This is a genomic window from Paracoccus zhouxuedongae (assembly GCF_041927815.1).
Taxonomy (GTDB): domain Bacteria; phylum Pseudomonadota; class Alphaproteobacteria; order Rhodobacterales; family Rhodobacteraceae; genus Paracoccus.
On record NZ_JBHFHM010000016.1, the window covers coordinates 1 to 12,244 of the forward strand.

General features: G+C 62.6%; 14 protein-coding genes. 5 read left to right on the plus strand and 9 right to left on the minus strand.

Annotated features, from left to right (window positions below):
* Nucleotides 1-9: 9 nt before the first annotated feature.
* Both ACEYYA_RS13995 and hrcA read right to left on the minus strand, forming a co-directional pair.
* Nucleotides 10-546, minus strand: coding sequence for a nucleotide exchange factor GrpE (locus ACEYYA_RS13995; protein WP_374801536.1), 537 nt, complete (start codon nucleotides 544-546; stop codon nucleotides 10-12).
* Between the two features lie 5 nt (nucleotides 547-551).
* Entirely contained in the window at nucleotides 552-1,616 is a 1,065-nt protein-coding gene (hrcA, locus tag ACEYYA_RS14000; protein WP_374801537.1) for a heat-inducible transcriptional repressor HrcA, read from the minus strand.
* A gap of 63 nt (nucleotides 1,617-1,679) precedes the next feature.
* Here hrcA and rph point away from each other — a divergent pair, with 63 nt between their 5' ends.
* From rph to ACEYYA_RS14025, 5 genes are read left to right on the plus strand one after another with little or no spacing between them, the layout of a single operon-like run.
* Nucleotides 1,680-2,396 (plus strand): ribonuclease PH, encoded by a 717-nt coding sequence (gene rph / locus ACEYYA_RS14005; RefSeq protein ID WP_374801583.1) that lies wholly within the window; start codon nucleotides 1,680-1,682, stop codon nucleotides 2,394-2,396.
* Nucleotides 2,389-2,994 (plus strand): RdgB/HAM1 family non-canonical purine NTP pyrophosphatase, encoded by a 606-nt coding sequence (gene rdgB / locus ACEYYA_RS14010; RefSeq protein WP_374801538.1) that lies wholly within the window; start codon nucleotides 2,389-2,391, stop codon nucleotides 2,992-2,994. Before rph ends, rdgB begins: the two co-directional genes overlap by 8 nt.
* Nucleotides 2,991-3,374 carry a RidA family protein gene (locus ACEYYA_RS14015; RefSeq protein ID WP_374801539.1) on the plus strand — a complete coding sequence of 128 codons (384 nt, stop codon included), beginning with the start codon at nucleotides 2,991-2,993 and terminating at the stop codon, nucleotides 3,372-3,374. The genes rdgB and ACEYYA_RS14015 overlap by 4 nt, the downstream gene beginning before the upstream one ends.
* A complete protein-coding gene (gene hemW / locus ACEYYA_RS14020; RefSeq protein WP_374801540.1) occupies nucleotides 3,364-4,521 on the plus strand; it encodes a radical SAM family heme chaperone HemW in 1,158 nt (385 codons plus the stop codon). Before ACEYYA_RS14015 ends, hemW begins: the two co-directional genes overlap by 11 nt.
* Nucleotides 4,518-4,874, plus strand: coding sequence for a YbaN family protein (locus ACEYYA_RS14025; RefSeq protein WP_374801541.1), 357 nt, complete (start codon nucleotides 4,518-4,520; stop codon nucleotides 4,872-4,874). Before hemW ends, ACEYYA_RS14025 begins: the two co-directional genes overlap by 4 nt.
* Here ACEYYA_RS14025 and ACEYYA_RS14030 read toward each other — a convergent pair.
* From ACEYYA_RS14030 to hemJ, 7 genes are all read right to left on the minus strand, one after another.
* Nucleotides 4,871-5,755, minus strand: a complete 885-nt coding sequence (locus tag ACEYYA_RS14030; RefSeq protein WP_374801542.1) for a ParB/RepB/Spo0J family partition protein — start codon at nucleotides 5,753-5,755, stop codon at nucleotides 4,871-4,873. The two genes, ACEYYA_RS14025 and ACEYYA_RS14030, sit on opposite strands and share 4 nt — an antisense overlap.
* Nucleotides 5,756-5,768: 13 nt before the next feature.
* Nucleotides 5,769-6,542, minus strand: coding sequence for a ParA family protein (locus tag ACEYYA_RS14035; RefSeq protein WP_374801543.1), 774 nt, complete (start codon nucleotides 6,540-6,542; stop codon nucleotides 5,769-5,771).
* Nucleotides 6,539-7,159: a 16S rRNA (guanine(527)-N(7))-methyltransferase RsmG gene (rsmG, locus tag ACEYYA_RS14040; RefSeq protein ID WP_374801544.1), complete on the minus strand. Its 621-nt coding sequence runs from the start codon at nucleotides 7,157-7,159 to the stop codon at nucleotides 6,539-6,541. The genes ACEYYA_RS14035 and rsmG overlap by 4 nt, the downstream gene beginning before the upstream one ends.
* Entirely contained in the window at nucleotides 7,156-9,030 is a 1,875-nt protein-coding gene (gene mnmG / locus ACEYYA_RS14045) for a tRNA uridine-5-carboxymethylaminomethyl(34) synthesis enzyme MnmG (RefSeq protein WP_374801545.1), read from the minus strand. The genes rsmG and mnmG overlap by 4 nt, the downstream gene beginning before the upstream one ends.
* Nucleotides 9,031-10,314, minus strand: a complete 1,284-nt coding sequence (mnmE, locus tag ACEYYA_RS14050) for a tRNA uridine-5-carboxymethylaminomethyl(34) synthesis GTPase MnmE (protein ID WP_374801546.1) — start codon at nucleotides 10,312-10,314, stop codon at nucleotides 9,031-9,033.
* A gap of 7 nt (nucleotides 10,315-10,321) precedes the next feature.
* Nucleotides 10,322-11,590, minus strand: coding sequence for a transcription termination factor Rho (rho, locus tag ACEYYA_RS14055; RefSeq protein ID WP_374801584.1), 1,269 nt, complete (start codon nucleotides 11,588-11,590; stop codon nucleotides 10,322-10,324).
* 135 nt (nucleotides 11,591-11,725) lie between these two features.
* A complete protein-coding gene (gene hemJ / locus ACEYYA_RS14060) occupies nucleotides 11,726-12,172 on the minus strand; it encodes a protoporphyrinogen oxidase HemJ (protein WP_374801547.1) in 447 nt (148 codons plus the stop codon).
* Nucleotides 12,173-12,244 lie beyond the last annotated feature (72 nt).

A 12,244-nucleotide genomic window follows, 5' to 3' on the forward strand; every position in this document is an offset into this window, starting at 1 on the left:
CGCCCGCCATCAGGACCGCGGCATGGACGACACGCCGACTTGCGCGGCGCGCAACAGGCGGTCGTGGATCATGAAGCCGGTCGCCATCACCTGAATGATGTCGCCCGCCTGGGTGCCGGGCACCGGGGCCTCGAACATGGCTTCATGCACCTGCGGGTCGAACGTATCGCCCACCTGCGGCGCGATCACGGTGATGCCGTGCTTGGCGAAGACATTCTGCAATTCGCGCAAGGTCAGCTCGACCCCCTCCAACAGAGGGGCGGCGACGGCGCGGGCCTCGTCGCTGGCCATGTCCAGGGCGCGGGTCAGTGCGTCATGGACGGGCAGCATGTCGCGGGCCAGCTTGGACCCGCCATAATTCTCGGCGTCGCGGCGTTCCTTGTCGGCGCGCTTGCGGGCGTTTTCGGCATCAGCCAAGGCCCGCATGAAGCGGTCGCGGAACTCATCGCGTTCGGCGATCAGCGCCTCGATCTCGCCCTCTTGCGACAGGGCTTCATCCAGATTGACCTGATCCTCGGTCCGTTCATCGCGTGTGTCGTCTGTCATTCGTCTTACCCTTTCCGGTCGCCCGTCAGCATCCGCCCGACAAGCTGCGCGGTATAGTCCACGATCGGCACGATCCGGCCATAATTCAGCCGCGTGGGGCCGATGACCCCGACCGCACCAATGATCTTACGGTCAGCGTTCATATAGGGAGAGACGACCAGAGAGGAACCCGAAAGCGAAAACAATTTCGTCTCGGCGCCGATAAAGATGCGCACACCGTCGCCGCCCTCGGCCAGTTCAAGGAATTGTGCGATATCGGATTTGCGTTCCAGGTCGTCAAACAGGCTACGCACCAGATCAAGGTTGGCGGCGTCATCGGCCAACAGGTTCGCACGCCCCCGCACGATCAGCCGCCCCGGCCCGCCACCTTCGCCGTCCCACAAAGCCAGACCGCTTTCAACAAGCTGCGCCGCCAGGCTGTCCAACTCGGCCCGGCGCAGGGCGATCTGGCGGGCGATATGGCCGCGAAGCTCGGACAGGGTGCGGCCCTCGGCCATGGCATTCAGAAAATTGCCGGCCTCGCGCATGGACGAGGGCGTTTGGCCGACCGGCGGGCGGAAGATGCGGTTTTCGACATGGCCATCGGAAAACACCAGCACCACCAGCGCACGGTCGGGGCCAAGGCTGACGAACTCGATATGGCGAATGGCGGCTTCGTGTTTGGGGGTCAGCACCAGGCTGGCGGAGTGGGTCAGGCCGGACAGGGCCTGCGACACCCGGTCCAGCATCATCCCCAGGTCGCCCTGATCGGTCCCCAAGCTGGCGTCGATCTGGGCGCGGTCGGCGGCGGCGACCTCGCCCACCTCCATCAGGCCATCGACGAACAAGCGCAGACCCAGATGCGTGGGGATGCGCCCGGCGGACACATGCGGGCTGTCCAGCAGGCCCAGAAACTCAAGATCCTGCATGACATTGCGGATCGTCGCGGCGCTGATGCGTTCGGAAAAGTCGCGCGTCAGGCTGCGCGATCCGACCGGCTCGCCCGAGGTCAGATAGCCTTCGACGACGCGGCGGAACACCTCACGCGCGCGGTCGTTCATTTCGGACAGGATCGGTGACAGGTCGGGCATGGCGTCCTTGCATCGCGGGGCGGATGGGCGGTAACTGGCCGCAAGCGAATGAAAGGACGAATGATGCGCCCCTCTGGCCGGAACTTAAGCGATATGCGCCCGATTTCAATTGAAACGGGGGTGACGATGCATGCCGAGGGGTCATGCCTGATCCGTATGGGCAACACCCATGTGATCTGCACCGCCACGGTCGAGGACAAGCCGCCGCCGTTCCTGCGCAACACCGGGCTGGGCTGGGTCACGGCGGAATACGGGATGCTGCCGCGCGCCACCACCAGCCGCAACCGGCGCGAGGCCGCGGCGGGCAAGCAATCGGGCCGCACGCAGGAAATCCAGCGGCTGATCGGGCGCAGCCTGCGCGCCGGGATTGACCGGGTGGCCCTGGGTGAGCGGCAGATCGTCGTTGACTGCGACGTGGTGCAGGCCGATGGCGGGACGCGCTGCGCCTCGATCACCGGGGGCTGGGTGGCGCTGCGGCTGGCGGTGAACAGACTGCTGAAGGCCGGGGTGCTGACCAGCGATCCGATCCTGGATCACGTCGCCGCGGTGTCCTGCGGCATCTATGCGGGCCAGCCGGTGCTGGACCTGGACTATGCCGAGGATAGCGAGGCCGGGACGGACGGCAACTTTGTCATGACCGGCAAGGGTCGGCTGATCGAAGTGCAGATGTCGGCCGAGGGCGCGACCTTCAGCCGTGACGAGATGGGCAAGCTGCTGGATCTGGCCGAAGGCGGGATGGCCGCGCTGGTGGCCGCGCAAAAGGCCGCGCTGGATGCGTAAGTTCAGCGACAATAAGCTGTTGGTGGCGACCCACAACGCCGGCAAGTTGGAAGAAATCGCGGCGATGCTGGCGCCCTTGGGCATCACCTGCGTCAGCGCCGGCCAGATGGGCCTGCCCGAGCCGGAGGAGACCGAAAGCACCTTTGTCGGCAATGCCCGGATCAAGGCCCATGCCGCCGCGCAGGCCACCGGCCTGCCCGCGCTTGCCGATGACAGCGGGATCGAGGTCGACGGGTTGGACGGCGCGCCCGGCGTCTACACCGCGGACTGGGCGACGACGCCCACGGGCCGCGATTTCGTGATGGCGATGACCCGCACCTGGACCGAGCTTGAGGCGCGGAATGCGCCCTACCCTCGCACCGCACGGTTCCGCTCGACCATGGTGCTGGCCTGGCCCGATGGCCACGACGAGGTGTTCGAAGGCAAGGCCGAGGGGCAATTGGTCTGGCCGATGCGCGGGGCGCAGGGTCATGGTTACGATCCGATGTTCCAGCCCGAAGGCCATGACGTCACCTATGCCGAAATGCCCGCCGAACAGAAGAACGCGATCAGCCACCGGGCCGATGCGTTCCGGCAACTGATGGCCTGCTTCACATGACGGAAACCATCCTGATTTCAACGGGTTCGCCCTTCGAGCGCACGATGGGTTACAGCCGGGCGGTGGTGAAGGGACCGTGGTGTTTCGTCTCGGGCGTGACTGGTTATGATTACGCGACGATGGTGATGCCCGACGCGATCGCCGACCAGGCGCGCAACTGTTTTGGGACGATTGCCAGCGTGCTGGACAAAGCGGGTTTTGCCATGGCCGACATCGTGCGGGTGCAATATACCGTCACCGATGCGGCCCTGGTCGATGATCTGGTCCCGGTCCTGGGGTCGGTTCTGGGCGACATCCGCCCTGCCGCAACCATGGTGATCGCCGGGCTGATCCGCCCCGAAATGAAGGTCGAAATCGAGGTTACCGCCTTTGCCGGATGATTGGCGCGACGGGGGCTTTGGCCTGTATCTGCACTGGCCGTTCTGCGCGGCCAAATGCCCCTATTGCGACTTCAACAGCCATGTCGCGGGGTCGATTGACCAGGCGCGTTGGCAGGCCGCCTATCTATCCGAAATCGATAGGCTGGCGGATGAGACCGAAGGCCGGGTGCTGAACAGCGTCTATTTCGGGGGCGGCACGCCATCGCTGATGCAGGCCGGGGTTGTGGCTGCGATCCTGGATCGCGTGGCGGCACGGTGGCCGCTTGCCAATGATGTCGAAATCACGCTGGAGGCGAATCCCGGCAGCGTCGAGGCTGACCGCTTTGCGGGCTATGCAACGGCAGGGGTGAACCGCGTGTCGCTGGGTGTGCAGGCGCTGAACGATGTCGATCTTCGCCGCCTGGGCCGCATTCATTCGGTGGACGAGGCGCTGCTGGCGCTGGATGTGGCGCGCGGGGCCTTTGGCCGGGTCAGCTTTGATCTGATCTATGCGCGTCAGGATCAGACGCTTGCAGGCTGGCAGGCCGAGCTGGCACAGGCGCTGAGCATGGGGCCGGATCACCTGTCGCTGTATCAACTGACGCTTGAGCCGGGGACGGCGTTCTATGCGCGCCATCAGGCCGGCGGCCTGCGCGGCCTGCCGGATGAGGATCTGGGGGCCGACATGTTCGCCCTGACGCAAGAGATGACGGCGGCTTCGGGCCTGCCCGCCTATGAGGTGTCGAACCATGCCGCGCCGGGCAACGAAAGCCGTCACAACATGATCTATTGGCGCGCGGGCGATTGGGGGGGCATCGGGCCGGGGGCGCATGGGCGGCTGACCCTGGGTGGGCGCCGCTGGGCGACCGAGACCCCGCTGGCGCCGCAGGAATGGTTAACCGCTGTTGAGGCTGGGCGCAGCGGTGAGGCCCCGCGGCAGGTCGTGGGGGATGCAGATCGCGCGGCGGAATACCTGATGATGGGTCTGCGGATCAGCGACGGCGTGGATGTGGGGCGCTATACGCGGATGGCAGGCCACCCCCTGCCCGCAGATGCGCTGAAGGAGATGGTTAATCTGGGGCTGTTGCAGCAGCAGGGCGACCGGTTGCAGGCCACTGCCGCCGGGCGCGCCGTTCTGAACGCCGTCATTCGGGCGCTGCTGCCATGATCCGTTATCTGTGGTTGGCGGGCGGCTATGTGAGCCTGGCCCTGGCGCTGATCGGCACGGCCCTGCCGGTGATGCCGACCGTGCCATTTTTGCTGCTGGCGACGTTCTGCTTTTCCCGGTCATCCAAACGGCTGCACCGTTGGCTGATGCGACACCCGCAATTTGGCGGACCTCTGCGCGACTGGCTGCGTCGAGGCGCCATCGCAAGACGAGTTAAAATCCTGTCTACCTTGGCGATGGCGATGGGACCGGCTGCGGCTGTGCTGATCGGCCTGCCGCCAAAGGTGGTGATCGGTCAGGCCGTCATCATTGCCGCCATCGCTGGGTTTATCTGGACGCGACCTGACGCCTAAAACCCGCCAAGCGCCTGGCAGATGCGGTCAAGCTGGTGAAGATCGCGGTAGCGGATCGAGACATATCCGCCATCCAACCCTTTGTGTTCGATTTTGACCGACATACCCAATGTTGCGGACAAGTCCCGTTCAAGCGCGGCAGTGTCAGCGTCTTTCTCGGGCTGCGCGGGCCGCGATCTGGCCTGGTCGCCAGGGGTCTTGGCACGACGGACCAGATCTTCGGTCTCACGCACGGACATCGCGCGTGCGGCCACTTGGCGGGCCAGATCGGCAGGCGCATCTGCGGTGACAAGCGCGCGGGCATGGCCGGCGGTCAGCTTGCCATCGCGCAGCATCGTCTGCACCTCATCCGGCAGGGTCAGCAAGCGCAGCAGATTGGCGACATGGCTGCGGCTTTTCGACAGCGCCTGTGCCACCTTTTCCTGGGTATGACCAAAGCGGTCCATCAGCGTGCGATAGCCCTGCGCCTCCTCGAGCGGGTTCAGATCGGCGCGCTGAATGTTTTCAATGATTGCCACCTCCAACACCTCGGTGTCGTCGAAGTCGCGGATGATGACGGGCACTTCGTGCAGTTGCGCCTGCTGGGCCGCACGCCACCGGCGTTCCCCGGCGACAATCTGATACTGGCCAGGACGATTGGGGTCGGGGCGGACGATCAGCGGCTGGATAATGCCCTTTTCGCGGATCGATCGAGACAGCTCTTCCAGCGGCTCGGCGGCAAAGGTGCGGCGCGGCTGGTCGGGGTTGGGATGGATCTTTTCGATCGCCATCACCTGATCCGACCGGCGCGGCCGGGCGTTGTCCAGCGGGCCAATGTCGGCCATCAGCGCCGACAGGCCACGACCAAGACCTTTGCGTTCGGGGGTTTTATCGGTGGTCATGTGAACCTCGGGTCTAGGCGTTGCGGGAATCGAGTTCTGCGGCGAGGCGGCGATAGGCTTCGCTGCCGCGGGAATTGGTGTCGTACTCCAGTACCGGGCGCGCGTGCGAGGGGGCCTCGGACAGGCGGACGTTGCGGGGGATCACGGTCTGAAAGACCAGATCACCCATGGTGGCGCGCGCGTCAGCCTCGACCTGCTGGGACAAGTTGTTGCGGCTGTCCGCCATGGTCAACACAATCCCTGCGATACGAAGATCGGGATTGGCGCGTTCACGCACCTCACGCAGGGTCAGCATGAGGTGCGACAGGCCCTCAAGCGCGAAGAACTCGGCCTGGAGCGGGACAAGGATCGAATCCGCAGCGGTCATCGCGTTGATGGTCAGCAAGCTGAGCGAAGGCGGACAATCGATCAGAACGTAGTCGTAATCGCCCAACCGGCCGTCCAGTGCCTTGCGCAGCAGAAAACTGTGGTTCGTAATGCCGGACATGACAATGTCGGCTGACGCGAGGTCGGCGTTCGCGGGGATGACATCAAGGCCGGGGGTCACCGTGTTCAGAACCAGATCGTCCGGCGCCGCGCCCTCGATCAGAAGATCATAGGTGGTATTTGCGCGCAACTCGGGGTCAATGCCCAGCCCGGTTGAGGCATTCCCCTGCGGGTCAAGGTCGATCAGCAGCACACGGAGCTGACGCTCAGCCAAGGCAGCGCCCAGGTTGATAGCGGTCGTCGTCTTGCCAACCCCACCCTTCTGGTTGGTGACGGCGATGATCCGGGGTGCATCAGTCATGTCAAGGCCTCGGGTCGGGGCTGCAGGATGAGAATCATGGATTCGGCAGAGGTTCGGCTTGGGATAGGTTGGATCGCCATCGGTGGATCAAGCTGATCCCATTCGCTTTGCCAGTTTGCCCCCTTGAGAAAGATCATGCGACCGCCCGGTACCAGATGTGGCGTGGCGAGGGGGACAAGGCGGTTCAACGGCGCCAAGGCGCGCGATGTCACAACATCCGCGCGAAGCGGCGGGAGCGATTCGATCCGCGCCGTCAAGACTTGTGCCGCGGTTTGCGTCTCGCGCAGTGCGGTGCGCATGAAGGTCGCCTTGCGGCCATCGCTTTCGACGAGAGTCACCTTCAACTCCGGCAGATGATCTTGCGCCAAGATTGCCAGGACCAGCCCAGGCAGGCCAGCGCCGCTTCCCAGATCGACCAGATGGTTGGCCTCCTTCGGGATGAGGGGAAAAAGTTGAGCAGAATCAATAATATGACGCCGCCAGATGTCGCCAACCGTGGATGGGGAGACCAGGTTGATGGCCCGTGTCCAGCGACTGATGAGCGCCGCATAGGCCTCGAGTCTACTGGTTGTTTCACGTGAAACATCAAATCCCAGAAGGGTCGCCAGCGCCGTCACATTGCCCTCACAGCGCGCTGAGCCGCCCGGAGCCTGGCAACGATAAGCATGAGGGCCGAAGGCGTCATGCCTTCGATACGACTGGCGTGAGCGATGCTTGCGGGGCGACGGCTGTCCAGCTTTTGTCGCAACTCGTGAGAGAGGCCGGAAATCGCCCCGTAATCGAAATCCCCGGGAATAGTCATCCGTTCGTCGGCGAGCAGGCGCTGAGCGTCGCGTTCCTGCCGGTCGGTGTAATTCGCGTAAAGGGCCTCGCGCGCGAGCTGATCGAAGATCGGCTGGGGGATCATAGACGTCTGATCCGACAGCGCGTGGATGGCAGCAAGCGGTGCGTCCGCCAGACCCATGAGCTGAAGGGCGGATCGTCGCTGGCCATCATGGCTGACGGGGATGCCTATGTCGCGCGCCTGACCCGGGGTGAGGCGCTCCCCCTCAAGCACGCTGCGCGCCTTGGACAACGAAGCGGCCTTATCAGAAAACGCGATCCACCTATCCTCGCCCACACAGCCCAGATCACGGCCCCAAGAAGTCAGCCGCTGGTCAGCATTGTCAGCTCGCAACGTCAGGCGATATTCAGCGCGCGATGTGAACATGCGATAGGGTTCGGTCACACCGCGTGTGATCAGGTCGTCAATCATCACGCCGATGTAGCTGTTGCTGCGGCTCAGAGTTTGCTCGCCCCTTCCGTCAACAGCGGCTGCAGCGTTCAGACCCGCAATCAGTCCTTGGGCCGCCGCCTCTTCATAACCAGTCGTTCCATTGATCTGGCCCGCAAGGTAAAGCCCGGTCAGCGCCTTCAGCTCCAGTGTGGGTCGCAACGCGCGCGGATCTACGTAATCATATTCGATCGCATAGGCAGGCTGCACGATCAGTGCGCTCTCCAGCCCCGCAATCGAATGAACATAGTCGGCCTGCACATCCTCGGGTAGTGAGCATGAAATCCCGTTGGGATAGACAAGATCAGTGCCAAGTCCTTCTGGTTCAAGGAAAATCTGATGCGATTCCTTGTCGGCGAAGCGAACGATCTTATCTTCGATCGACGGGCAATACCGTGGGCCTACGCCCTCGATCTGACCGGCATACATGGCCGATCGCGACAGGTTAGAGCGGATAATGTCATGGGTTCGCGGGTTGGTGTGGGTGATACCACAGGAAATCTGCCTGGCGGTCGGCTTGTCGGACAGAAATGACAGCATGACAGGATCATCATCCGCCGGCTGCATCTCAAGCCCGGCCCAATTGATCGTCCGACCATCCAAGCGGGGCGGCGTGCCGGTTTTCAGCCTTCCCAACGGAAGATCCAAGCTCTTCAATCGATCGGCAAGGGCAATGCTTGGCCGGGCACCCATTCGTCCGGCCATGATCTGACGATCGCCAATGTGAATCTTGCCTCGCAGAAAGGTGCCGGTGGTCAAGATGACTGCATCTGCCATGATCCGTGACTCGTCGGCCAGAACGACACCTATCACGCCCTGATTCTCGACAATCAGGTCGAAAACCTCGGCCTCGACAACAGTCAGATTTTTCTGCGCCTTTGTCAGGACCACGACCGCCTGTCGATATAGTGCCCGATCAGCCTGCGTCCTCGGCCCCTGAACCGCCGGACCCTTCCGCCTATTCAGCAGCCGAAATTGAATTCCGGCCAAGTCCGCGGCCCGCCCCATAACGCCGTCCAAAGCATCAACTTCACGGACAAGGTGGCCTTTTCCAAGCCCGCCAATCGCCGGATTGCAGGACATCACACCCAGATCATCGGCAGAAAGCGTGACAAGCGCGGTCGACACACCCATCCTGGCCGCCGCATGGGCTGCTTCGACACCGGCATGTCCGCCACCGACCACAATCACGTCAAATTGTTTCACGTGAAACACCTATTTTCCGATGCAGAAGCTGGAAAAGATCTCGTCCAACAGATGCTCAACATCCACATGTCCGATCAACGATCCCAACGCACGCAGCGCCTGCCGCAGGTCTTCTGCAATCAAATCCGCCTCGACCGCATCCAGTTGTAGCCGATCAACGGCCGATTCCAAAGACCCGATCGCCATGGACATCGCTTCACGATGACGTTGGCGCGACATCAGACCGGCGCCCGCCGCCCGCCCTTCCAATATCTCAGAAACACGGTCCACCAGCTCACGTACACCTTGGCCAGTCTTTCCCGAAACGCTGCTCGCGCCCCCGACGCTTACATCTCCCTTGGCCCGAAGAACCAGGTCGCCGTCCTTTACCAGATCTTGATCAACCGCCTCACCCAGCGTCAGGAAAATGCGCAGGTCCGCCCGCTCAGCCCGCTCCCGTGCGCGTGCAATGCCGATTGACTCAACCACGTCATCGGTCTCACGCAAACCCGCCGTGTCCAGAAATGTCACCGGCAGCCCGGCCAACTCCATCCGCACCTCAATCACATCGCGCGTCGTTCCCGCGACAGCCGAGGTAATCGCCGCTTCCCTCCCAGCTAACCTGTTCAAAAGTGTCGATTTGCCGACATTCGGCGCTCCAATGATGGCGACCTCGAACCCCTCACGGATGCGCTCGGACATGCCAACCCCGGCGAGGCTTTGACGCAGCCCCTCCGACACCTCACCGATCAGTTGGCGAACTTCCGGCGTCACATCCTCGGGCACGTCTTCATCCGCAAAATCGATGGTGGCCTCGATCAACGCTGCGGCACGGATCAGCCTTTGTCGCCAGCTCTGCACCTGATCGCGCGCGGCACCTTCTGCCACGGCCAAGGCCTGCCGTCGCTGTGCCTCAGTCTCTGCGTCAATCAAATCAGCCAGACCTTCGACCTGCGTCAGATCCAGCCGACCATTCTCCAGGGCGCGGCGCGTAAATTCACCCGGCTCGGCACTGCGATAGCCCAAAGCTGACAGCGTCGCCAAAAGCCGCTTCACAACCGCGACCGAGCCATGCAACTGGAACTCGGCGACCCGCTCACCGGTGAAGGACTGACCCTTTTCGAAAAGGATCAGCAAGCCATTGTCGATCAGTTCACCGCGGTCACGAAAGCCGCGCAGGACCGCCTGCCGAACAGGCGGCAGATCACCGGCCAAGGCCTCTGCCGCATCCCAAGCCTCAGATCCCGACACCCGCACCACAGCGACTCCGGCCTTTCCACGCGCCGTCGCCAGCGCAAAGATCGTGTCGCCCATGCGCGCCTCAGCCGTTCATCGAGTCGAAAAACTCGCTGTTGCTCTTGGTCTGCTTCAGCTTCGAGATCAGGAACTCGATCGCATCGGTCGTTCCCATCGGGTTCAGAATCCGCCGCAGCAGATAGGTCTTTTGCAGATCCTTCTGATCGACCAGCAGCTCTTCCTTGCGCGTGCCGGATTTCAGAATGTCCATCGCCGGGAAGACGCGCTTGTCCGCGACTTTACGGTCCAGAACGATCTCGCTGTTGCCGGTGCCTTTGAACTCCTCAAAGATCACCTCGTCCATGCGGCTGCCGGTGTCGATCAGCGCGGTGGCGATGATGGTCAGCGACCCGCCCTCTTCGATATTTCGCGCAGCACCAAAGAACCGCTTCGGCCGTTGCAGCGCGTTCGCATCCACACCGCCGGTCAGCACCTTGCCCGAGGACGGAACAACGGTGTTGAAGGCGCGGCCAAGTCTTGTGATCGAATCCAGCAGAATAACAACATCTCGCTTATGCTCGACCAGGCGCTTGGCCTTTTCAATCACCATCTCACTAACGGCGACGTGCCGGCTGGCCGGTTCGTCAAAGGTGGACGAGATCACCTCACCCTTCACCGACCGCTGCATGTCGGTCACTTCCTCGGGGCGTTCGTCGATCAGCAGCACGATCAGATAGCATTCCGGGTGGTTGCGTTCGATCGAATGCGCGATGTTCTGCAAAAGAACCGTCTTGCCCGTGCGCGGCGGTGCCACGATCAGGCTGCGCTGACCCTTGCCGATCGGCGCCACCAGATCGATGATCCGGGCCGACCGATCCTTGATCGTCGGATCCTCGATCTCCATTTTCAGCCGCTCATTCGGATACAGCGGCGTCAGGTTGTCGAAGGCGACCTTATGGCGGGCCTTGTCGGGATCCTCAAAGTTGATCCGCTCGACCCCGGTCAGCGCAAAGTACCGCTCATTCTCGCCCGGCGCGCGTATCACGCCTTCGACCGTGTCGCCGGTGCGCAGCGAATACTGGCGGATCATCTCGGGGCTGACATAAATGTCGTCAGGGCCGGGCAGATAGTTCGCCTCGGGGCTGCGCAGAAAGCCGAAACCATCCTGCAACACCTCCAGCACACCGTCGCCGCCAATCTCGACGCCTTCTTCGGCGTGCTCTTTCAGGATCGAGAACATCATCTCGCCCTTGCGCATGGTCGAGGCGTTCTCGATCTCCCAATCCTCGGCAATGGCCAGCAGATCCTTGGGGCTCATCGCCTTCAGGTCGGACAGGTTCAAACGATCGGGCAGTTCATCGGTCACGATATGACCCTTTCCGCGCCGAATGGCGCTGATCTTCGGATGTCATCAGGGAATCCCCGGACCGGACGGTCGGGCTTGGCGCAGCCAATACGCCGCGCGCGCGGGAAAGTCAATGAAGCCGGCTTACCACTTCACGATCACCGACAGCACGATCACGATCATCAGCAGCGTCGGCAGTTCATTCATCATCCGCCACTGCCGCCCGCTCAGCCGGTTCTGCCCCACCGCAAAGTCGCGACGTCGCGCCGCCAGCCACATGTGAAAGGCCGTCATCGCAATCACCGCCACTGCCTTGGTCCAGGGCCAGATCATCGTCCAGTCGACGATCCCGGGCGTGAACACCAGCATCAACCCAAACACCCAGGTCGCGATCATTGCCGGGTTCATGATCACCCGCAGCAGCTTGTCCTCCATGATGACAAAGCTGTTGACCGGTTCCGGCACCTGCCCGCGCTCGGCATGATAGACGAACAGGCGTGGCAAATAGAACAGCCCTGCCATCCAGGCGATCACAGACATGACGTGGATCGCCTTGATCCACAAATAGCCTATGGCCAGGACATCGGTCATCGCACCCTCCGTTCGTCATCCTCTTCTTAAAAGAAGAAAGATAAAGAAAGAATGATGATTTTGTTGGCCTTG